Raw genomic sequence first — 21,432 nt, 5'->3', positions numbered from 1 at the left:
TAGCGATCTTGAGGGCGCCATCGCCAGCAAGCCGGCTCCTACAGGTTCGGATTCCAGATGACGATAGTAGCCGAACCTTACGCCTTCAGGCCGAACACCTTGGTCAGGTGCTGCTCATAACGCGCCACATCACTTTCGATGTTCGGGCGCTTCATCACGTCAACCGCCAGGAATGTCGGCAAACCGGTCATGCCGAGGAATTCGTTGGCCTTGTGGAACGGGAAGTACACCGCGTCCACGCCCTTGCCTTCGAAGAAGTCGGTCGGGTCGTCGAAGGCTTGCTGCGGCGCGTTCCAGGTCAGCGACAACATGTATTGCTTGCCCTGCACCAAACCACCGCTGCCGTACTTTTGCGAAGCATCGGAACGGGTGCGGCCGTCACTGGCGTAGAGGCTGCCGTAGCCTTCGGTGAAGACTTCGTCGATGTACTTTTTCACCGTCCACGGCGCGCCCATCCACCAGCCCGGCATTTGATAAATGATCACGTCGGCCCAGAGGAATTTGGCAACTTCTTCAGCGACGTCATAGCCCTCGTCGATGAACGTGGTTTTCATGTCAACGCCGCCACGATCCAGCACGCTCAACGCAGCTTCATGCAGGGTGGTGTTGTAGCGGCCATCGGAGTGCGCAAACTTTTTGCCGCCATTGAGCAACAGGACTTTTTTCATGAGGAATCTCGGAAGGGTCAGAAAGAGGATGGCGGCAGGTTAGCGACCGGCCTCGCGCGGAATAAGTCCTGAATTCGCAAAATTCATTTGACCTATACGCACGAATCAACTGGCGATTATTGCCATAAAATGGCGCCGATTCTGACTTTGAGGAGACTCCTGATGAGTGAAATACAAGGCTTCATCCTGCACGCCAAAACCCGCCCGGAAAAATCCGACGCCTTCGAAGCGTTCTTCCGCGGTTATGTGGAAGCGAGTCGTGCCGAGCCGGGCTGCATCGAGTACCACATGCTGCGCGACAAACAGGACCCGACGCTGTTTATCTTCTTCGAGATCTGGCAATCCCAGGCGCACCTCGACGTGCACTCGAACCTGCCGCACATGAAGCAGTTCCTCGAACAGCGCGACGAATTCCTGGAACAGGATTTCGATATCCGTGCCATCGAGATGCTCAGCCCGTCGTCCGCTACCCGCTGATCAGCAAGTGGCCGCCGAGCACACCGAGGCCGATGAAGAACACGCGTTTGAACAGCACGGCGCTGATCCGCTGGCGCAGCCATTGCCCGAGCAACATGCCGAGCACCGCCGGGATCAGCGCCAGCAATGACGCGCTCAATTCGCCACCGCCCAGCGCCCCGCGCCACAACAGGCCGGCGGCGAGGGCGAGGGTCGATACGGTGAACGACAGGCCCAGCGCCTGCACCAGCTCATCCTTGTTCAAACCCAGTGCTTGCAGATACGGCACCGCCGGAATCACGAAGACGCCGGTGGCGGAGGTGATGACGCCGGTCAGCACGCCGCACAGCGGACCGAGCCAGCGCTCGGTCTGACGGCTGACGCGCAAAGTCGGCAGGAACAAACCGCTCAACGCATAAAGCAGCAATGCCGCGCCCAACCCCCGCACCACCCAATGACCACCCGCCATGCCGATCCAAATCGTCCCGGCACCGGTGCCGATGAAGATTGCCAGCAGCATCGGCCACAGTCGCCTGACCAACCCGTGCAAATGCCCGCCGAATGCCAATTGCCAGACGTTGGTCAGGGTCGCCGGAATGATCAGCAGCGCCGCAGCCTGCGACGGCGCCATAGCCAGACCGAGCAGACCCATGGCGATGGTTGGCAGGCCGAGGCCGATCACGCCTTTGATCATGCCGGCCAGGAGGAAGGTGGCGATGACCAGCAGAGAAAGGGCCAGGCCAAGGTTTTGGTAGAACGTGGCGAGTGTATTCATGGGCTGATCCTGCGCCTGGATTGGCCGTGTGAAAATTCGCCATATACTGAGGGTGCCTCTTGTTTTGATAGAGGCTGACGATTTCGTTGTTACTGCTGACGCCTTCGCGGGCAAGCCTCGCTCCTACAGGGGTTGCGCAAATCGTGTAGGAGCGAGGCTTGCCCGCGAAGGCGGCTGCCCAGTCAACACACCTCCCGAGGCTGTACCCATGCACTTCGACCTCACCGACCTGCGCCTCTACCTGAACATCCTCGACACCGGCAACATCACCGCCGGCGCCGCGCGCAGCCATTTGTCCCTGGCGGCGGCGAGCGCGCGAATCCGCGCGATGGAGGCCTCGCTCGGCATCGCCTTTCTGGAACGCGGTCGTCGCGGCGTCACCCCCACGTCCGCCGGAAAAGCCCTCGCGCAACACGCCCGACTACTACTGCAACACGCCGTCCGCATGCAGCAGGACCTGGCCGAATACGCCAAAGGCGTCAAAGGTCAGGTGCGTTTGTTATGCAACACCACGGCAATCACCGAGTACCTGCCGGAAGTGCTGGCGGACTTCCTCTGCCGCCATCCCAACCTCGACATTGATCTGCAGGAATTGCCGAGCCTGCGCATCGTCCATGCACTGCATCAGGGTGCGGCGGACCTTGGCATCGTCTCCGACGCCGTCGACACCCACGCCCTCGAAACCCAGCCCTTTCGCGACGATCCGCTGGTGCTGATCATGCCGCCCGGGCATCCATTGGCTGACGGCGCAACACCGAGCTTCAGCGAGACGCTGCATCACGATTACGTCGGCCTGAGCGCCAACAGCGCACTGGCGGTGTACCTCGAAGAACAGGCGCTGCACACGGGCACCCGCATGCAGATCCGCATCCGGGCGGAAGGCTTCGACGGGGTGATTCGCATGGTCGCTCGCGGCGCGGGGCTGGCGATTGTGCCGCTGGCGGCGATCGAGCGCCGGGCCGTCGATCAACCGTTCAAGCACGTTGCCCTGCAGGAAGCCTGGGCGCAGCGCAAACTGCTGCTGTGCGCCCGCTCGTTCGCTGGCCTGCCCGGTTACGCCAGAGCCCTGCTCGACGCGTTGTGCGCTGCAAACCGGGCCGGGAGCCTTTGAAAACCAGTGTTTGGCCCAACAGGCACCTGTATGACGAAGGCTGCGAAGAGTAATATCTGCCCTTTCAAATCAAGCCTGGCCACAACAACCAAAAGGGAACCAGATGGCGGATGAAATCTTGCAACAGGCAACGCTCAAGCGGGGGTTGAAAAATCGGCACATTCAACTGATCGCATTGGGCGGCGCCATTGGTACGGGGCTGTTCCTGGGCTCCGCCGGAGTGCTCAAGTCCGCCGGACCGTCGATGATCCTCGGCTATGCGATTGCCGGTTTCATCGCGTTCCTGATCATGCGCCAACTGGGCGAGATGATTGTCGAGGAACCCGTGGCCGGCTCGTTCAGCCACTTCGCTCACAACTACTGGGGCGGCTTTGCCGGTTTCCTGTCCGGCTGGAACTACTGGGTCCTGTATGTGCTGGTGGGCATGGCCGAGCTGACCGCCGTCGGCAAGTACGTGCAGTTCTGGTGGCCGGAGGTGCCGACCTGGGTCAGCGCGGCGGTGTTCTTTGTGCTGGTCAACCTGATCAATACGCTGAACGTCAAAGTGTTCGGCGAGATGGAGTTCTGGTTCGCGATCATCAAGGTCGTGGCCATCATCGGCATGATCCTCCTGGGCTGCTACATGCTGTTCAGCGGCACCGGCGGCCCGCAAGCATCGGTGAGCAACCTGTGGAGCCACGGCGGTTTCTTCCCCAATGGCACCAACGGTTTGCTGATGGCGATGGCGTTCATCATGTTCTCCTTCGGCGGCCTGGAACTGGTCGGCATCACCGCCGCTGAAGCCAGCGAACCGCGCAAGGTCATTCCCAAGGCCATCAACCAGGTGGTTTATCGGGTGCTGATCTTCTACGTCGGCGCACTCACCGTGTTGCTGTCGCTTTACCCATGGGACCAACTGCTGCAGACACTGGGCGCCTCGGGCGATGCCTACAGCGGCAGTCCGTTCGTGCAGATTTTCGCCCTGATCGGCAGCGACACCGCCGCGCAGATCCTCAACTTCGTGGTGCTTACCGCGGCGCTCTCGGTCTACAACAGCGGCGTGTACTGCAACAGCCGCATGCTCTATGGCCTGGCCGAGCAAGGCGACGCGCCCAAAGTGCTGATGAAGTTGAACAAGCAGGGCGTGCCGTTGCTGGCACTGGGCGTTTCGGCGTTGATCACGATGCTCGCGGTGCTGGTCAACTACGTCGCGCCGCACGAAGCGCTTGAGTTGTTGTTTGCCCTGGTGGTCGCGTCCTTGATGATCAACTGGGCGCTGATCAGCCTCACGCATTTGAAGTTCCGCAAGGCCATGGTCCAGCGCGGCATCGTGCCAGGCTTCAAGGCGTTCTGGTCGCCGTACACCAACTACCTGTGCCTGGCGTTCATGGCCGTGATCATCTGCGTCATCTGGATGATCCCGCCGGTACGCGCCTCGGTGTACGCCATGCCGGTGTGGGTGTTGCTCATCTACGGGTGCTATCGGTTGCGCATGGCCAGGCACCGAAAGCTGTCTGTGACTCAGTAACCGCGTAAAAAAAAACGCCCCGGCATTCGATGAATGCCGGGGCGTTTTTTATGGCGAGCGCAGTGAATCCAGCGTTTCTGGATACCTCGATGTCGAGCACAGACAACTGACGCCGCACCAAGCCCGATAGGGTGCGACTTCAGTTCTCCATCACGCTCGGAGTCATCATGTCCGCACCGATTACCGTTCTTCGCGACACCCACCCGCTGCCAGTGCTCGACGCCTGCAAATGGGAAAAACTCGAAGGCGATCCGCACACCGTCAACCTCAACGCCTACACCAGCGAAGACGGCAGCAAGATCATGGGCACCTGGATCTGCACGCCGGGCAAGTGGTATGTGGAATACGTGAAGTGGGAATACTGCGATTTCCGCGAGGGTTACTGCATCATCACCCCGGAAGGAAAGGAGCCGATCCATCTGCGTGCCGGTGATATTTTCGTCATCGAGCCGGGGATGAAAGGCACGTGGGAAGTGGTTGAAACCGTGCGCAAGTATTTCGTGTTTGCCTGATGCAAAAAAACCGGGAGATCACCCGACGTGATTTCCCGGTAAATGTCGATGCGCACACACCTGTAGGAGCCGGCTCGCTCCCACAGGTTGAAGCAGGTCGTTATTGCGGTTTGCGATAGCTGTTGATGATCGCCGAGAAGTCTTTACCCCCTTCCCCACGCTGGCTCATCGCCTGATACAACTGCTGGGCCACCGCGCCAAGCACCACCGGTTGGTGCGCCTGACGTGCCGCTTCCGTGGCAAGTCCCAGATCCTTGAGCATCAGCTCGGCACCAAAACCACCGGTATACCCGCGCGACGCAGGTGCCGTTTCGACGATGCCCGGCCACGGGTTGTACATCTCCGAACTCCAGCAACGTCCCGTGGAACTGTTGATGATCCCGGCCAGCACGCCAGTGTCGATCCCCAGCGCATCACCCAGCGCCATGGCTTCGCTGACACCAACCATGGAGATCGCCAGCAGCAGGTTGTTGCAGATCTTGGCGATTTGCCCGGTACCGACCTCGCCACAATGGACGATGTTGCGCCCCATCTGCGCCAGCACCGGTTGCAGGGTGGCGAACAGTTCAGGCGTGGCACCGACCATGAAGGTCAGGGTCCCGGCCGCTGCTCCGCCAGTGCCACCCGACACCGGCGCGTCGGCCATGGCCACGCCTTGCTTGGCAGCGGCCGCCGCCACATCACGCGCGGTTTGCGGGTCGATGGTGCTGCAATCCACGGCCGGCACGCCTTTGGCGATCCCCGCCAGCACGCCGTCTTCACCCAGCCACACGCTGCGCACATGCACAGCGGCGGGCAGCATGGTGATCACCAGTTCTGCGCCTTGAGCCGCTTCACGAGCCGTCGCGCTGATGCTGCCGCCCAGTTGCTCCAGTTCGGCCAGAACGGTTTTGTTCAAATCAACCAGTCGCAGCGCGTGGCCGGCCTTGATCAGGTTGCGCGCCATCGGCGCGCCCATGTTGCCGAGACCGATAAAAGCGATTTTCATGTCCGGCTCCTTAACGCAAGTTGATGGTGGTGTTCACACCGTCGTTGACGCTGTCGTCATCGAACCAGCGACTGGTGACGGTCTTGGTCTGAGTGTAGAACTGCACCACTTGCTTGCCATACGGGCCGAGGTCACCGAGCTTGGAACCGCGCGAACCGGTGAAGCTGAAGAACGGGACCGGCACCGGAATCGGAATGTTGATGCCGACCTGACCCACGTCGATTTCGTTCTGGAATTTGCGCGCTGCCGCACCGCTTTGGGTGAACAGGCCCGTGCCGTTGCCGAACGGGTTGGCGTTGACCAGGGCGATGGCCTCGTCGAGCGTATTCACTTCCAGCACCACCAGTACCGGGCCGAAGATTTCCTGGGTGTAGATCTGCATCTCGGGGGTCACGCCAGAGAACAGGGTCGGACCGACAAAGTTGCCCTTCTCGTAGCCGGGAACCGTGATGTCACGACCATCCAGCTCAAGCTTGGCGCCTTCCTTGATGCCGCTTTCGATCAGATCCAGAATCCGCGCTTTAGCACGCTTGGAGATCACCGGACCAACGTCCGTGCCAGGCTCGCTGCCAGCGTTGACCTTGAGTTTCTGCGCCAGCGCTTTCAGGTCCGGCAGCCATTGCTTGGCCGCGCCGACCAACACCACCACCGACGTTGCCATGCAGCGTTGACCGGCCGCACCGAAACCGGCACCGACCAACGCATTCAGCGCTTGTTCGCGGTTGGCATCCGGCAGCACCACGGCGTGGTTTTTCGCGCCCATCATCGATTGCACGCGCTTGCCGTGCTTACCGGCCAGGTCATAAACGTGAGTACCGACGGCAGTCGAACCGACGAAGGAAACCGCCTTGATGTCTTTGTGGGTGCAGAGCGCGTCCACCACGTCCTTGCCACCGTGAACCACGTTGAGCACGCCCGCCGGAACGCCCGCCTCGATGGCCAGTTCCACCAGCAGCATGGTCGACATCGGGTCCTGTTCGGACGGTTTGAGCACAAAGGTGTTGCCGCAGGCGATGGCCATCGGGAACATCCACAGCGGAATCATCGCCGGGAAGTTGAACGGGGTGATGCCGGCGCAAACACCGATTGGCTGACGCAGGGTGTAGGTATCGACGCCGCCCGCGACGTTCTCGGCGAACTCGCCCATTTGCAGGCTACCGATGGAGCACGCGTGTTCGACGACTTCCAGGCCTCGGAAAATATCGCCTTCAGCGTCGGCAATGGTCTTGCCCTGCTCGTTGCTGAGCACCACGGCGATACGCTTGGAGTGTTCGCGGATCAACGCCTGGAGCTTGAGCATGATGCGCATGCGGGCGCCGATCGGCGTCAGCTTCCAGGTCTGGAAGGCGCGATGGGCGGCGCTGATCGCGGCGTCGACTTCCGAGGCTGTGGCAAACGGAACCTTGGCCAGTACTTGCTGAGTCGCCGGGTTGACGATGTCGTGCCACTCAGTGGTCTGGGACTCGACCCACTCGCCGTCGATCAACAGTTTGACGTTCTGGACAGTGGTTTCGTTGGGCGTGAGCGATGCGTTCATGCTGGTCTCCTGGACTTGTTGTTATGCAGGGAGCCAAGGCGAATAAGTCGCCTTGAGATGAGGCGTGTGTCGCGAATTGGTTGTCGGACTGTTTTTGGAGTATAGATGTGCAAACTTCTAATAAGAACGCACATAAAAGCCGGTCCATCATGCAAAAAAACATCACGTCTTTAGGTTCGCTGAACTGGGATGACCTCAAGTTTTTCCTCGAAGTGGCCCGCACCCGCAAGGCCAGCACCGCGGCCAAACGCCTGGCGGTGGACTACACCACCGTGTCGCGGCGTATCAGCTCGCTGGAAGCGGCATTGGGCACGTTGTTGTTCGAGAAGTCCCGGACCAGCGGTTTTGTCCTGACCGCTGAGGGTCAGCGTTTATTGGGTTACGCCGAGTCGATCGAGAGCACGCTGCACATGGCGTGCGAACAGGTTTCCGGTTCCGGCGTGGCGTTGTCCGGTCATGTGCGGATGGGTTGCACCGAAGGGTTTGGCAGCTTTTTCATCACCCCGCAGCTGAGCCATTTCGTCGACGCCTACCCGGCGATCTCGGTGGACATTCTGCCGCTGCCGCACTTCATCAGCCTGTCCAAACGCGAGGCGGACATCGTCATCGCCCTGGAGCGCCCGGAGCATGGCCCGTACGTCTGCTGCAAACTCTGCGACTACCGGTTGCAGCTTTACGCGACCCAGGACTATCTGGACAAACACCCACCGATCCGCCGCCCGACAGACTTGGGCAAGCATTCATTTATCAGTTATGTCGACGACCTGGCCTTCAGCTCGGAGCTGTTGTACCTGGCGAACGTGCTGCCCGGCGCCAGCGCCAACTTGCGCAGCACCAGCGTGATTGCGCAGTTCGTGGCAGCGCAGCAAGGGCGTTCGCTGGCGATCCTGCCGTGCTTCCTCGCGGCTCAGGATCCGCGGTTGCTGCCGGTGCTGCCGGAGGAAATCAACATCACCCGGCAGTTCTGGATGTACTGCCGGGAGGATCTGAGGAAGCTCAAGCGGATCACCCTGTTGTGGGATTACATCAGGGAGGTCACTGAACTGAATGGCCCGTTGTTACTGGGCGAGACGCGGGATCTTCGGTTTGCAGACTGAACGTCGGAGCAGCTAATCCGAGTGTGCTGACTAATTGGCAGCCTTTGCGGGTGACTTCCACCTGCTTGTAAACAACCTGATTGGCGCTGCGCGAATCGGCAATGATCGGCAAAGCAGAACGGGGATCGTCCAGGCGCAGGCTCAGAAGAAAATCGACATTACATTCCCACCATCGGCTATCAAGTAACTGCGCCACCAACTCTGGCGGGTGCCGATACTTGATGACCTTCGCCGGAATCCCGGCGACAACCGCATAGGGCGGCACATCGTGGGCAACCAGTGCGCGGGTGGCGATGATGGCACCCGTGCCCACCGTGACACCTTCCATGATCATGGCGCCATGTCCGATCCAGACGTCGTCGCCGATCGTTACATCAACGATCTCTGGTTCGAAGGACAGTTTTGTACGGGTAAATTGGAAGGGGTGCGAACTGACCCAATCGGACGGGTGGGTATTTTTGTCCTGTCCGATGTAGCAGTCATTTCCAATCGAACAAAACCGTCCTATCGAGGACACCGCGGACAGCACGCAACCACTTCGAATGTAAGTGTGGGCACCAATGCTCAACCGTTTGGTGCCGACCACCACATGACCGAGCGAAACATTCTCTTCCACCAGCAACGTGGTTTTGGCGTTAAGCGATGACACCCCGCCAGCGATCTTGCATTTATGCTGGCGAAGCCATTTTTTCCAGAAGTGGTTGCGGCAGTAATTTATTATTTTTTCCATGTGGCAGTCGTCGTGTTCCGTTCATCTACGGGGGTATGAATCCCCCCAAAAAGAATAATTAAAAAGAGGGTCGGCCGATCAATCGGCGCTCACCACAATCGACACCCGGCGGTTTTCGGTTCGACCGGCCGCGTTGTCGTTGGAGGCTACCGGCTCACTGCTGCCAAAGCCCCTTAGCTGGATATTCTGCTCTTTCATGCCAACCGCGATCAGGACCTTGCCGACGCTGTTCGAGCGGCGCAGGGACAGCTGTTCGTTGTAGGTCTCTTTGCCCGACGCATCGGTGTGACCATCAACCCGCACCCGATCGATCCCGACACCCAGCAACGCCTTGCCAATGCGCTCGACGATCTCGGTGCTCTGCGGATTCAGACTTTCGACATCACTGCCAAACAACACTTTGCCGGACAAGCCAAACGCCCAGCCCTCGTCGGTCAACTCGAAACCTTGCTGTTGCAGCACTGCAACCTGTGCCGGACTCAAACCTTTTTGTGGTGCCGTCTGGCAACCGGTCAGTGCCAGCAAAGCCATGAACAAGGGGATCGCAAGAAATCGCAGATTGAATGAGAACACGAACATTAGCTCCTGGTTTGAACATCGGCGACAGGGTGCTCCGACCCTGACGTGTGCTGTGCACCTCTGGAAAAGCGTTTGGCCTGGTACATGGCCGCATCGGCAGCATTGAGCAGAGCACCCGGTGTCGCACCATGATCCGGGTACACGGCAATGCCGATGCTCAGAGAAGTCAAAACCTGAGTATGACCCGGCAACGGGATCGGCACTTCCATGCTGGCAATGATTTTATCGGCGATCCGCTCGGCGTCTTCGGTCTTGTGCAGCGGTGTCAGCAGGACAGCAAACTCGTCCCCCCCAAGACGCGCCACCAGATCCTCTTCGCGCAGTTGCGCGCGAACCCGATTGGCGACTGCGACCAACACTGCATCGCCAGCGGCGTGACCGAAGGTGTCGTTGATTTCCTTGAACCGGTCACTGTCGAGAAACAGCACCGCTACCCGCTCGTTGAGCTTGTTGGCGTTGCGCAGTGCACGAATCAATCGGCCTTCGAAAAACGCCCGGTTCGGCAACCCGGTGAGGCTGTCATGACTGGCCTGGTGGGCGAGGGTTTCATTCTCGCTTTGCAGGTGGGTTTGCCAGGATTCGAGTTCATCGAGCAGGGCATTGAAGTCATTGCCCAGGTTATCGAGTTCGGCGATGTCGGCAGGCGGTACACGCTGGTCGAAGGCACGTTCGCTGCGCGCGGCGTGCGCCACGAACGCCAGACTGCGCAGCGGCCCTGTGATCCCGCGCAGTTGTCGGCGAGCCAGATAAAGCGCTACCCAGGCACTGGCGGCGGTGCACAGAACGATGCCCACCAGACCGCTGAGCAAGAAGCGCATCAGGCTGCCGCCGTGGCCGATCAGCAGAGTGCTGCCGATTTCCTGACCTTGATGGATGATCGGCATGCTGATGGGCTCTTCCAGAAAGGCTTTGGCCATCTGCATTTCGAGATCAGAGAACAATCCGGTTTCCGGTCGCTGCCAACGCGCCAACAACTTGCCTTGCAAGTCCAGCACTTGGGCATCCGCCACTTCTTCGGTGGAGGCGATCAGTGCCAGCGCTTCAGTGGCGGCGGCTTTATCGTTGAACACCACGGCAGCTTCCACGGTGTAGTTGATGGATCGTGCGATCAGGTGCAGGTTGTGGTCGGCATAGACCCGCAACGCCAGGACGCCGAGCAGCGTCAGCGAGATGCTGGCCATGGCCACGCCGACCAGCGCGACGATCAAATGACCGCGGCCAATGACCGAACGCAAGGTCGGACGTCTGCCCGGCTTGAATAGACTCATGGCGCCGCCGGTTTACGGCGGGACAGTTGCAGCACACTTGGGTGAATTCGCACGCCGCTGCGGGCGACGGAATCGAGGTTGACCTCAAAGGACACTTGTTCATCGCCGACACGCAAACAGAACAGACTGCCGACGGTGCATTGATCGTCGCTTTCGCTGATGCTCAACACCGGATGCCCGCTCAGCGAAGCGAACAACCCGCTGCGCTCTTCGCTGGTCAATTTGCCGATGTACACCGCGTCGCACTCACTGACAATGGATGGGTTGTCGGCCAGCAGGCGGCGCACGGTAACGGGTCGGCCGGTGGCCTGGGTGGTGCCCTTGACCAGGTCGTCGGTGTATTCGGTAGGGCCGACGATGCACAAACGAAGTTGTGCGGGCTCAACTGGCCAGCGGGCATAGCTGAGTATCCCAAGTACAACCTGCGTGACCGATTTGGCGCGCTGGTCGGCCATGCCTGGTGGTGTTTGCGCTTGAGCGAAAACGAAGCCGCTCAGCAAACAGAGAAAGCCTGCAAGTACGGCCTGCTTGCAGCCAGCAACGCACTCTGTCATCCAGACAGCCACCTTCATGCAGGGATTCTCTTCGATCGTAACGGGAGGGTGCCGCAACGATAGCACAGCGCTGAAACACCAGCGAGGCCACGTACGACGGCACTTCGGACAGTTTCCGGCGTCCGGTGCCGCCGCCATTTATTGCCTCGGCTCGACGGCCTCTTCCAACTCCAGCATCAACCCGCTCAACCGCTTGACCTTGCGTCGCACGGCCTCTTCAAACACTCCGGCACGTGGCTCGATCAATGTGAACCAGTCCTTGGCCCGGGTAATGCCGGTATAGATCAGCTCCTTGGTCAGAACCGGGTTCAGGGCGTCCGGCAAAATCAGCGCCGTATGGGCAAACTCGGAGCCCTGGGATTTGTGCACGGTCATGGCGTACACGGTTTCGACATCATTGAGCCGGCTCGGCAGGACAAAATGCACGCCACCCTGGCCATCATTGCGCGGAAAGGCCACGCGCAATACCTGACGACCCGCCTCGGGGCCATCGCGCTCTGGCAGCTTGAGGGCAATGCCGATGTCGCCGTTCATCAAACCCAAGCCATAGTCGTTACGGGTCATCAGCACCGGCCGGCCTTCGTACCACTGCTGATTGCTGTCGATCAACCGGGCCTTGAGCAACGCATCGGTCACGCGCTGATTCAAGCCCTCCACCCCCCATGGCCCTTTGCGAACGGCACACAACAACTGGAAGGCGTCAAAGGCTTGCAGCACCTGGCGTGCCCAATCGGTCCAGCGTGAATCCTCAAGCGAGCTGTCGGGCGATGGCCGCAGGTGGCGCAGCAGGCTGAGGTAATGCCGGTAGCCTTGCGGCCCATCACCATGACCTTCGAGCAACAAGCGTTCCAGCGCCCGGTCCTGTTCACCCTTGAGGGGCAGGGAAAATACATCGCCGTGGCTTCGAGCCGCCAGCAGCTGCCGAGCTTCTTCGGGTTGTTGCCGGTTGACCCAGCGCGCCAGTTGGCCAATGCCGCTTCCCTCGCCGAACCGGCGCGAGTGACGCAGCATCACCACTTGCTGGGCCAGCGGATGAGTCCCCTGAGTGTCTTCTTGCAAACCACTGGCTGCGAGATTTTCACCACTGACCGTTTCCAGCCACTGACGCGTCTGCGGGCTATACCAACCGGCCTCGGCGTCGCGGCACAGATCACCCAGCACAGCGCCGGCCTCCACCGAGGCCAGTTGGTCCTTGTCACCCAGCAGAATCAGTCGTGCATGGGCCGGCATCGCGTCGAGAAGATTGGCCATCATCTCCAGGTCGATCATCGAAGCTTCATCCACCACCAGCACATCCAGCGGCAAACGGTTACCGGTGTGATGACGGAAATGTCGCGTACCGGGCCGACTGCCGAGCAGACGGTGCACGGTGGTCACGTCTGACGGAATTTTATCTCGCACGGCTTCAGCGACTTCCAGCGTGCGGACTTGTTGGCTGATGGACTCCGTCAACCGTGCCGCAGCTTTCCCGGTGGGGGCGGCGAGACGGATGCGCAACGGTTTGCCAGCCTCCACCGCCGGCGCCTGAAGCAATGCCAGCAAGCGCACGACCGTGGTGGTCTTGCCCGTCCCCGGGCCGCCGGTGACGATGCTGAAGGCACTGCGGGTCGCCAAGGCACACGCGAGTTTCTGCCAGTCGATCAGCTCGCCAGGCTTGGCCTGGCCGAACAAACCGACAAGACGTTGGGGCAGATCACTCGGTGTGGTTTCGTGTTCGGCCAGACGCACACGCAGGGCGTCATCGATACGCCGCTCGTAAGCCCAATAGCGGCGCAGATAAAGGCGTTTTCCCGACAGTACCAACGGCCTTTGTTGAGCCGTTTCACGCCTGTCTGCTGCCAATGCGACCAGATTGCTGGCGGCCAGTACCTTGCACCAATGGGCGCCGTCCAGCGCCTCGAGCAATTGTGATGGCAGCAGCATCGCGCCACTTTGCAGATCGCCTTCCGGGGGCAATGACAGTGCGAAGTCAGGCTCTTTCAGGGTTTCGATCAGATCCAGGCAGACATGGCCGTGGCCCAATTGGTGACTGGTCAATGCCGCAGCCAGCAGCACCAGAGGGTCATCGTCGGGAGCGAGTTCGTGCAAGAACGCAACGAAGGCCTTGTCCAGCGCTCGCAACCAGCCCCGCTCTACCCAACGGGTGAGCAGCAGCAACAAGTCATCGGCGCGACTCAACGGTGCCAGACTCGCCAGACTTTCCGCTGCCAATGGCGTCGGCAGCAAATCGGCGAAGGTGCGACTCATAGCAGTACTCCCTGTTCCCAGGCGGGTTCGGCCTTGGGTTCTGGCTTGCCCTGGAACAGCCGGTCAAGACGCTCGATCAGTTCTCTTGGCGGACGGGCGAAATACACGCCCTGACTGGATGCGCGGGTGCCACGCAGGAACAGATACAGCGCCCCACCGACGTGCCGGTCGTAATCGTAATCGGCAAGCCGCGCCTTGAGTTGGCGGTGCAGGGCCAACAGGTACAGCACGTATTGCAGGTCGTAGCGATTGTCCAGAATCGACTGCTCCATGGCTTGCTCGGTATAGGCCATGTCATCGACGCCCAGCCAGTTGGATTTGTAATCGGCGACGTAATAGCGACCATCATGCTCGAACGTCAGATCGATGAAACCTTTGAACATGCCATTGAGCAGCACCGGTTCGGCTGCAACACGGGCAACGCCGTTGTGGGTGTATTGGCGGACCAGTTCGTCGAGTTTGAGCACATCGACTTTATGGCTGGCGAACCAGAATTCCATCTCGACGCGGTACTGGGTCAATTGCTCGAATATCACTGGCGCCTGTCCGGCACCGATGTGCAGCGGGGACTTGAGCAGGTGCTGCAGCCAATCGCTCAGCGTGGTGATCCAGCCTTCCCAGCCACGACGGTTGCAGCGGCGGGCAATGGCATCTTCCACGGCTTGTGGTATGGCGGCAAAACCTTCGTTACCGGCCCATTCAAGCAAACCATGGAGAAAGGTGCCGGGATTCGGACCCCGAGGGAAGCGATGGATATCTGCACCGCCAGCGACCACTTCTCGCGGCGCTTCCGGGTCAAGGCGCTCGTCGTCAAACAGCTTTTGCGCTTGCGGGTTTTCCGGTGCTTCGTCACTGCCCACGCTCAGGCTGTCGCCAATGCGCAGGGCGCTGTAGGAGGCAATCCACCAGTTTTCGCTGGCCTTGCGTTTGGGAATCAGCGGGGCAAGCAATGTCGCATCGTTTTGCGGCGGGTGGTAATGCTCGGCGGTTTCTTCAGGCATTTCACTGTAGTTCAGCGCCGGACAGTCCTGCTGCAAGTCTTCAAGCCAACGCGTCAACCCCGCCGATTCGGTCAATGGCGCACCACCGCCCAGCAAATAACCCAGTGCCGAAAGGTGCAGCACCGAGCTGTTGTTATTGCCGCGCTTGAGGTCCGTAACACCGAGCCAACAGGCATGTTGTGCACGGGTCAAGGCCACATACAACAAGCGCAGATCCTCGGCCAGGCGCTCATGATCGGCCAGCGCGATCAACTCGGGTGTCGGCTTCAACGTCACCTGGGCCTTGCCGGTCTCGTCGTGGTAATGCAGCGGCAAGCGGCTGCCGTCGACCGGCTTCGCCGAACACACGAACGGCAGGAACACCAGCGGATACTCAAGCCCCTTGGACTTGTGAATCGTCACGACCTTGACCAGTTGCTCGTCGCTCTCCAGACGCAGTATCTGCTCTTCACCAGCCTGGCCGGACAACGCCAGGTGTTCGGATAAATGCCGGATCAACGCTTGCTCGCCATCGAGTTCGGCGGCCGCCTGTTGCAACAGTTCGGACAAGTGCAACAGGTTGGTCAGTACACGCTCGCCGTCGCTTCGCGCAATCAGTGCCTGAGGTAGCTGGAAGTCATGCAGCAAACGACGCAGCATCGGCAGCACACCCTGTTTGCGCCAGAGTTCGCGATAACCGCGGAACTGCATGACCCGCGCTTCCCACGCCAACTCGTCCTGATTCAAGCGCTCCAGCTCAGCCAGCGACAGATTCAGCGTGATACAGGCCAACGCCGCTCGCAGCGGACGCTCGACATCCGGCTCGGCGCAAGCCTTGAGCCAGGTCAGCAGGTCGTGAGCTTCCTGTGCGGCGAACACCGAGTCCTTGTCCGACAGATACACGCTGCGCACGCCCCGGGCCGTGAGTTCGGCGCGCACGGCCTGAGCCTCTTTGCCGTCACGTACCAGGATCGCAATATCCGCTGGCAGCAAGCCTTTGAAGTCCTTGCCGTCCTGGATGAAACCCGCCAGGCCTTGTTGCCCGCCATTGAGCAAAGCGGTGATTTCGCTGGCGCAAGCAGCGGCTAATTGCTGTCGGTAAACGGCGCCGGACAATGGTTGTTCGGCGGGCAGATGCCAGATGTTCAGAGCGGGTACAACCTGACCCTTAACCTGCAAAACTTCTTTGCGGCCCTGGGAGGCGACCGGCAGGAACGGCACCGGATTTTCGCCACTTTTTTCACGGAACAGAAATGCGCCCCGCCCCGCTTCCCGCGACTCGGCGCGCTCGAACACATGGTTCACCGCATCGACCATGCCATGGCTGGAACGGAAGTTGGTGCCCAGGGTATGCAGCCGGCCAGTGGTGGCCTGGCGGGCACGCAGGTAGGTATAGATGTCGGCACCACGGAAGGCGTAGATCGCCTGCTTCGGGTCGCCGATCAGGAACAGGCCGCATTCAGGATTGTTGTCCTCGATACGATAGATGCTTTCGAAGATCTGGTACTGAACCGGGTCGGTATCCTGGAACTCGTCGATCAACGCTACCGGAAATTGCTCGCGGATCAGGGTTGCCAAACGTTCGCCACCCTCGGCTTGCAACGCGGCATCGAGGCGCAGCAGCATGTCATCGAAACCCATTTCCGCGCGGCGACGTTTTTCCTCCTCGAACCGCGCGCCTACCCACTGAGCGGCGTGTTGCAGGACTGCCGCATCGGGGGTCGGCAAACTGTCGAGACTGGCCTTGAGGCCAGGCATTGCGCCCAGTCCCGGGTGATTGGGCACTTCGCCTTTTTTCCACGCCTCAGCCATGCCATCAGGCGTCAGGCGAGTGAAGCCGGTGCCAATATCCAACTGCTCAAGCAATTCATCTTCGGCCCAGGCTTTTATCTTTTCGAACCAGGGTTCGAAATAGCGTGCCTGCATCTTCCGACCGTCGACGTTTTTACTCGCGACGCCCTCATGACAGATGGCAAGCAACTCGTCCGCCCATTGACGCCAAGGCATTTTAAGTTCGAGCAACGCAGCCCGTCGCTCCTGCAGACACTCAGTGATCAGTTCGACAGGCTCTTTGCCTTCAGCGCTGTGGCGCTCACTGGCGAACAAACCACGAACTCGCGGCAACAGCGCTGCGGGCCCGCCCCAATTACCGCGCACCCAATTCAGCGCATCGCCTTGCATCGGGTAACAAAACAATCGCCAGTAATCGCGCAGAACCTCGCCGAGCAAATCACTGTGATCGGTTTCCAGGGTCTGGGTAAACAGGCTGCCACTGTCGAACGCGTGCTCGCGCAACATGCGCTGACACCAACTGTGGATGGTCGAGACAGCTGCTTCGTCCATCCACTGAGCAGCGATGTCCAGACGGTTTGCGCATCCGGACCACTGCTCGGGAAGGTATTGTTCACGCAGCTCTGCAATCAGGGCATCCGGCGCCGGTGTTTCATCGCGGAAAAATCGTGCGGCTTCGGCAAGACGCGTTCGAATACGTTCGCGCAGCTCTTTGGTCGCGGCGTCGGTGAACGTCACAACGAGGATTTGCGGCGGTAACAGTTCACGTCCAAATCCGCTCGATTCCCCGCCGTGGCCCAAGACCAGACGCAGGTACAACGCGGAAATAGTGAAGGTCTTGCCGGTCCCGGCACTGGCCTCGATCAGTTGACTGCCGCGCAGCGGGAACGCCAGGGCCAACGGTGTCTGGCTGGTCATGAGCGCGGCTCCTCGTTGGTCAATGAGCGCCAAGGCGCTTCCAGCATTGGCTTGTACAAGGCGTTGCACCAATCGGCGAAGGTCTCGTCGGCAATCAGTGCGTCATAGTCAGCAAACTGCCGGGCGAGCGCGGGACTTTCGCGGCGCTCGCCATCAGTGGTCAAACCGTCGCCTTCATAGGCCTTGCGAGCAGCGGCGTCGGCTTTGGCAGGATCAGTCTGGGCCAGCCAGGCAAACGCGGTTTTTACTGCAATGGGTAGAGGTTGACGCATGCCTGCTTGCCAGGCCATCAGCAGGTCGCTCAAGGTCCGGAATGCAACATCCTTCTCCATCGGACCGAGCAGCAGGCTGTCGTCACTGGCCACCAGCGCAGTGGTCATGGCCATTCCACTGGCGCTGGCAACCAGATGATTGACCCATGACCGTGTCAGACGATGCCATTTGCGAGACTTGATCGAGCCGATGCTGTTGGGAATCGTGGTGACCGACAGCAAACCACCGTCAGCTCGCTGATGCAGACCACTGAGCCAACCTTCGAGGCGCAGCCCTTGCAGCTCAAGACTCACAGGTAAAGCGCTGGTGAGCGGTGTCGGCCATAGGGCCAAAAGCTGTTGATAACGCTGCAGCAGATCCGGCAATGGCTCGATCAATTCCCGTTGCAGGCATTCGCCAAAGCCGGCCATGGGCAGCAGGCCGCTGTTTTGCAGACGCTTGGCCTGCGCCTCCAACGCCTGATCGGACTGATCCAGATGCTCCAGCGCGGCGTCGAGCAAACTGTCGCTGAGGCTGTAGCGTTGCAGCGCGTCGAGGACAAATGGCTCCTCATCGGCAAGCGGCACTTCAGCCGCTTCAAAGAACACCTTCAGCCGCTGACTGAAGAAGTGTCGCACCGGGTTGCGCAGAAAGTCCTGCAGTTGGCCAAGGCTTAGCGGCTCCTCCTGAACATAGGGGGCGAGGATGCCGTTATCGGCTGCCGACTCAACAGCATGATGAAGCACCTGCCATTCGCTAGCGTAGCTGAACAAGTCATCGCCTTCGTGGAAATAGCGGGCACTGAACGGCTGTAACGGGTGCTCCTGAGTCATTGCCTCAAGCAAGTCTTCATCGGCATTTTGCAGTCGCCATCCGCTGGCCAGATGGTCGCGCAGTTGGCCAATCAGCACAGAAGCCGGGCGTTCGCTGTTATCGCGAATGCTGCGGCCAACCCAACTGATGTAGAGCTGGTTACGCGCTGACAATAGCGCTTCCAACAACAGATAGCGGTCGTCTTCGCGCCGGGAGCGATCACCCGGACGGTAATCGCTGCCCATCAGGTCGAAGTCCAGTGGCGGTTGCGCACGCGGATAATCGCCATCATTCATCCCGAGCAGGCAGACCAGCTTGAACGGGATCGCGCGCATGGGCATCAGGGTGCAGAAGTTAACTGCACCGGCGAGAAAACGTTGGGACAAGCGCCCCTGATCGAGACCGGCGAGCCAGGCTTCACGAACTACGGTCAACGGCAACTCGTCATGCAGACCGACAGACTCACAGGTCTCAAGCCAGGTTTCACGCAACTCTTCGAGCTGGGCAAGCAAGTAGTCGTCGTGCTCATTACTGGCCTGGAAAAACAACTGCACCAACGCTTGCAGGCGCATCCCCCATTGCAGGGGCGGCGCAGGTCGGGTGAGCTCCTGGTGAGCAATTTCAAGCGCATCCAGGAGCGCCACTAATGGACCTATCAGCGCGGCGTCCAGACCACCAATCTCATCGTAGGGCTCGATACCTTGGCAGGCACTGGCGCTGCCGACTGCATACCCAAGCAACATCCGCCGCAAGCCGAATCGCCAACTGTTTTGCTCCAGTTCCTGCGGCAATCCAAGCCCAGCTCGTTGCTCTGCGCTCATGCCCCAGCGGATGCCCGCGCCTTCGATCCAGCGATGCAGGGTCGGCAGGTCACGTTCCTCTACACCAAAGCAAGCGCGCAACGCTGGAACGTCCAGCAGATCAAGGATCTCACTAACGGGGAAGCGACTGTCGGGCAGTTTGAGCAGGTGTTCGACAGCAATCAGCAACGGGTCACGACCGCGCTGGCCTTGATCTGCGAGCGTGAATGGAATGAAGCGTGGGTCATGGCGTTCAAGCTGGCCGAACACGGCACGAATATGCGGTGCATAACTGTCGATGTCCGGAACCATCACGATAATGTCGCGCGGTCTTAACCCAGGATCAGCACTGAAGCGTGCGAGCAACTGATCGTGAAGTATCTCTACTTCGCGCTGAGCACTGTGGGCAATGTGAAAACGGATCGATTGATCCGCGTCTGTATCGACTGCTGGCCAGCGTTCGCGCGTTTCATTCAGAGGACGCAATTCGAGGATGTCGTCCTGCAGCTGGTTCAGCAGGTTCTGTGGCTGGCTGTCACTGAACAGATCAATGCGCCCATCACGAAACGCCGAGCGATAGCTGTTGGGATCGTCATAGCTGTCGAGCAGATTAATGTAGTCCCGCCCTTGTTTACCCCACGCTGCCAACAGCGGATGTGCATGCTGATGCAGGGTTTGAGAATCCAGCACGACCGGCATGCCACTCTTGCGAGCCTGACGTTTGTATTGATGCCGTAACAGGTCTTTATCAGCGACGATGTCCGCCCAATGGTGACGACACGGGTTGTGCACGCAAAGCAGAACCTGGCTGAAACGGGCCAGTCCGGCGAGTGCTTCCAGAGCCTGAGCGGGAAGCGAAGAAATCCCGAAAACGATCACTCGGGATGGTAATCCGTCGGGGGCGACATCGAGGTTGTTAATGCGCTCGATAAATCGTTGATGGACGCCAGCACGACTTTGCGACATGCCTTGCTCCCCCACATCCAGCAACAACGCACGCCACAATTCCGCCTGCCAGCAGTTGGCCGGGGTCAGGGGTTTCGCTTCACCCCGACCGTTGCGTAATTGATGACGACCGTCAGCCCAGTCTTCAAGCCAGTCGGCTCGGTACACCTGATATTGGTCGAACAGGTCTGCCAGCCGCTCAGCCAGTTGATAGCGTTTGCGCAGATCGGTGTCATTGGTCAGAAAGCGTTGCAGAGGTTCGAAGTGGGGCTGACCTATCAACTGCGGAAGCAGCCGCATGAGTCGCCAGGTCAGCGGGGCCTTATCGAGCAATGACTTGGCGGGAATTTCATCTCGACCAAGCACCATGCGATAGAGCTGCCACATGAAGCTGCCCGGCAACTGCACGTCGATGGCTGCGGCGATTCCGCAGCCGCCCATATCGTCCTCTTCCGGGTCTTCTGCCAGTGCCAGCTTTAGCCACTGGGCGATGCCGTTGCTCTGCACCAGAGCGATTTCATTTTCCAAGGGAGCCAGCGGGTATCGCCGCATCCAGCTGACCACCAGGCTGCGCAGCTCGTCCAGGCGGTTACCGTGAACCACCATAAAACCAGCACTGAGGGACGTCGCGTCCGGCATAAAGGCTTCCTTGGAGAAATACAAAAGCTAGGGCCGAACCTTAGCATTGTCGGGAGACTGTGACAGCCGGGAGCTGTCCGGTAATGCTGTACGAACTTTCCTGCGGACAAAACAAAACCCCAACTGCTTTCGCAATTGGGGTTTCGGAATTTAATCTTGACGATGACCTACTCTCACATGGGGAAACCCCACACTACCATCGGCGATGCATCGTTTCACTGCTGAGTTCGGGATGGGATCAGGTGGTTCCAATGCTCTATGGTCG

General features: G+C 59.9%; 16 protein-coding genes and 1 rRNA gene. 5 read left to right on the top strand and 12 right to left on the bottom strand.

All coding sequences use genetic code 11. From position 1 onward, the window contains the following. Positions 1–77: 77 nt before the first annotated feature. Positions 78–668, bottom strand: coding sequence for an NAD(P)H-dependent oxidoreductase (locus KGB27_RS25755; RefSeq protein ID WP_207285312.1), 591 nt, complete (start codon positions 666–668; stop codon positions 78–80). Positions 669–830: 162 nt separating this feature from the next. Between KGB27_RS25755 and KGB27_RS25750 the strand changes: the two genes are divergently transcribed. Further along, complete coding sequence (locus KGB27_RS25750) at positions 831–1,145, top strand: putative quinol monooxygenase (RefSeq protein ID WP_008024657.1); 315 nt, start codon at positions 831–833, stop codon at positions 1,143–1,145. Here the strand turns inward: KGB27_RS25750 and KGB27_RS25745 are convergent. Continuing rightward, positions 1,135–1,899 carry a sulfite exporter TauE/SafE family protein gene (locus tag KGB27_RS25745; protein WP_223556796.1) on the bottom strand — a complete coding sequence of 255 codons (765 nt, stop codon included), beginning with the start codon at positions 1,897–1,899 and terminating at the stop codon, positions 1,135–1,137. The two genes, KGB27_RS25750 and KGB27_RS25745, sit on opposite strands and share 11 nt — an antisense overlap. A gap of 208 nt (positions 1,900–2,107) precedes the next feature. Here KGB27_RS25745 and KGB27_RS25740 point away from each other — a divergent pair, with 208 nt between their 5' ends. From KGB27_RS25740 to KGB27_RS25730, 3 genes are all read left to right on the top strand, one after another. Then, entirely contained in the window at positions 2,108–3,010 is a 903-nt protein-coding gene (locus tag KGB27_RS25740; protein ID WP_223556794.1) for a LysR substrate-binding domain-containing protein, read from the top strand. 103 nt (positions 3,011–3,113) lie between these two features. Then, the gene (locus KGB27_RS25735) at positions 3,114–4,517 is read left to right on the top strand and encodes an amino acid permease (RefSeq protein WP_008024654.1); all 1,404 of its coding nucleotides are present in this window, start codon (positions 3,114–3,116) and stop codon (positions 4,515–4,517) included. Between the two features lie 167 nt (positions 4,518–4,684). Then, a complete protein-coding gene (locus KGB27_RS25730; RefSeq protein WP_008024653.1) occupies positions 4,685–5,029 on the top strand; it encodes a cupin domain-containing protein in 345 nt (114 codons plus the stop codon). A 100-nt stretch (positions 5,030–5,129) separates the two neighbouring features. Here the strand turns inward: KGB27_RS25730 and mmsB are convergent, their stop codons facing one another. Continuing rightward, positions 5,130–6,017: a 3-hydroxyisobutyrate dehydrogenase gene (gene mmsB / locus KGB27_RS25725; protein WP_008040816.1), complete on the bottom strand. Its 888-nt coding sequence runs from the start codon at positions 6,015–6,017 to the stop codon at positions 5,130–5,132. Positions 6,018–6,027: 10 nt separating this feature from the next. Further along, positions 6,028–7,554: a CoA-acylating methylmalonate-semialdehyde dehydrogenase gene (locus KGB27_RS25720; protein ID WP_008024085.1), complete on the bottom strand. Its 1,527-nt coding sequence runs from the start codon at positions 7,552–7,554 to the stop codon at positions 6,028–6,030. A gap of 149 nt (positions 7,555–7,703) precedes the next feature. On the opposite strand from KGB27_RS25720, the gene KGB27_RS25715 reads away from it, so the two are divergent. Continuing rightward, positions 7,704–8,651 carry a LysR family transcriptional regulator gene (locus tag KGB27_RS25715; RefSeq protein WP_008040813.1) on the top strand — a complete coding sequence of 316 codons (948 nt, stop codon included), beginning with the start codon at positions 7,704–7,706 and terminating at the stop codon, positions 8,649–8,651. Here KGB27_RS25715 and KGB27_RS25710 read toward each other — a convergent pair. From KGB27_RS25710 to rrf, 8 genes are all read right to left on the bottom strand, one after another. Then, entirely contained in the window at positions 8,590–9,381 is a 792-nt protein-coding gene (locus KGB27_RS25710) for a CatB-related O-acetyltransferase (protein ID WP_223556792.1), read from the bottom strand. The genes KGB27_RS25715 and KGB27_RS25710 overlap by 62 nt on opposite strands. A gap of 78 nt (positions 9,382–9,459) precedes the next feature. Continuing rightward, positions 9,460–9,960 (bottom strand): OmpA family protein, encoded by a 501-nt coding sequence (locus KGB27_RS25705; protein WP_192227647.1) that lies wholly within the window; start codon positions 9,958–9,960, stop codon positions 9,460–9,462. Next, on the bottom strand, positions 9,960–11,228 hold the full coding sequence (locus tag KGB27_RS25700) for a diguanylate cyclase domain-containing protein (protein ID WP_223556790.1): 1,269 nt from the start codon (positions 11,226–11,228) through the stop codon (positions 9,960–9,962). The genes KGB27_RS25705 and KGB27_RS25700 overlap by 1 nt, the downstream gene beginning before the upstream one ends. Next, positions 11,225–11,800 (bottom strand): YfiR family protein, encoded by a 576-nt coding sequence (locus KGB27_RS25695; protein WP_223556787.1) that lies wholly within the window; start codon positions 11,798–11,800, stop codon positions 11,225–11,227. Before KGB27_RS25695 ends, KGB27_RS25700 begins: the two co-directional genes overlap by 4 nt. Before the next feature lie 120 nt (positions 11,801–11,920). Then, positions 11,921–14,029, bottom strand: coding sequence for an exodeoxyribonuclease V subunit alpha (gene recD / locus KGB27_RS25690; RefSeq protein WP_223556785.1), 2,109 nt, complete (start codon positions 14,027–14,029; stop codon positions 11,921–11,923). After that, positions 14,026–17,718 carry an exodeoxyribonuclease V subunit beta gene (gene recB, locus KGB27_RS25685; RefSeq protein WP_223556783.1) on the bottom strand — a complete coding sequence of 1,231 codons (3,693 nt, stop codon included), beginning with the start codon at positions 17,716–17,718 and terminating at the stop codon, positions 14,026–14,028. The genes recD and recB overlap by 4 nt, the downstream gene beginning before the upstream one ends. Next, on the bottom strand, positions 17,715–21,167 hold the full coding sequence (recC, locus tag KGB27_RS25680; protein WP_223556781.1) for an exodeoxyribonuclease V subunit gamma: 3,453 nt from the start codon (positions 21,165–21,167) through the stop codon (positions 17,715–17,717). Before recC ends, recB begins: the two co-directional genes overlap by 4 nt. Before the next feature lie 154 nt (positions 21,168–21,321). Next, positions 21,322–21,432: ribosomal RNA gene (rrf, locus tag KGB27_RS25675) — 5S ribosomal RNA — on the bottom strand; the annotation flags it as partial.

The organism is Pseudomonas sp. BF-R-01, from assembly GCF_019946615.1.
GTDB lineage: Bacteria > Pseudomonadota > Gammaproteobacteria > Pseudomonadales > Pseudomonadaceae > Aquipseudomonas > Aquipseudomonas migulae.
This window is presented reverse-complemented; position numbering and strand designations above follow the sequence as displayed.

What these genes read in the sequence shown, in the direction of transcription:
- KGB27_RS25755 (WP_207285312.1), bottom strand. Translation starts at nt 668, where the DNA reads ATGAAAAAAGTCCTGTTGCTCAATGGCGGCAAAAAGTTTGCGCACTCC.
- KGB27_RS25750 (WP_008024657.1), top strand. Translation starts at nt 831, where the DNA reads ATGAGTGAAATACAAGGCTTCATCCTGCACGCCAAAACCCGCCCGGAA.
- KGB27_RS25745 (WP_223556796.1), bottom strand. Translation starts at nt 1,899, where the DNA reads ATGAATACACTCGCCACGTTCTACCAAAACCTTGGCCTGGCCCTTTCT.
- KGB27_RS25740 (WP_223556794.1), top strand. Translation starts at nt 2,108, where the DNA reads ATGCACTTCGACCTCACCGACCTGCGCCTCTACCTGAACATCCTCGAC.
- KGB27_RS25735 (WP_008024654.1), top strand. Translation starts at nt 3,114, where the DNA reads ATGGCGGATGAAATCTTGCAACAGGCAACGCTCAAGCGGGGGTTGAAA.
- KGB27_RS25730 (WP_008024653.1), top strand. Translation starts at nt 4,685, where the DNA reads ATGTCCGCACCGATTACCGTTCTTCGCGACACCCACCCGCTGCCAGTG.
- mmsB (WP_008040816.1), bottom strand. Translation starts at nt 6,017, where the DNA reads ATGAAAATCGCTTTTATCGGTCTCGGCAACATGGGCGCGCCGATGGCG.
- KGB27_RS25720 (WP_008024085.1), bottom strand. Translation starts at nt 7,554, where the DNA reads ATGAACGCATCGCTCACGCCCAACGAAACCACTGTCCAGAACGTCAAA.
- KGB27_RS25715 (WP_008040813.1), top strand. Translation starts at nt 7,704, where the DNA reads ATGCAAAAAAACATCACGTCTTTAGGTTCGCTGAACTGGGATGACCTC.
- KGB27_RS25710 (WP_223556792.1), bottom strand. Translation starts at nt 9,381, where the DNA reads ATGGAAAAAATAATAAATTACTGCCGCAACCACTTCTGGAAAAAATGG.
- KGB27_RS25705 (WP_192227647.1), bottom strand. Translation starts at nt 9,960, where the DNA reads ATGTTCGTGTTCTCATTCAATCTGCGATTTCTTGCGATCCCCTTGTTC.
- KGB27_RS25700 (WP_223556790.1), bottom strand. Translation starts at nt 11,228, where the DNA reads ATGAGTCTATTCAAGCCGGGCAGACGTCCGACCTTGCGTTCGGTCATT.
- KGB27_RS25695 (WP_223556787.1), bottom strand. Translation starts at nt 11,800, where the DNA reads ATGAAGGTGGCTGTCTGGATGACAGAGTGCGTTGCTGGCTGCAAGCAG.
- recD (WP_223556785.1), bottom strand. Translation starts at nt 14,029, where the DNA reads ATGAGTCGCACCTTCGCCGATTTGCTGCCGACGCCATTGGCAGCGGAA.
- recB (WP_223556783.1), bottom strand. Translation starts at nt 17,718, where the DNA reads ATGACCAGCCAGACACCGTTGGCCCTGGCGTTCCCGCTGCGCGGCAGT.
- recC (WP_223556781.1), bottom strand. Translation starts at nt 21,167, where the DNA reads ATGCCGGACGCGACGTCCCTCAGTGCTGGTTTTATGGTGGTTCACGGT.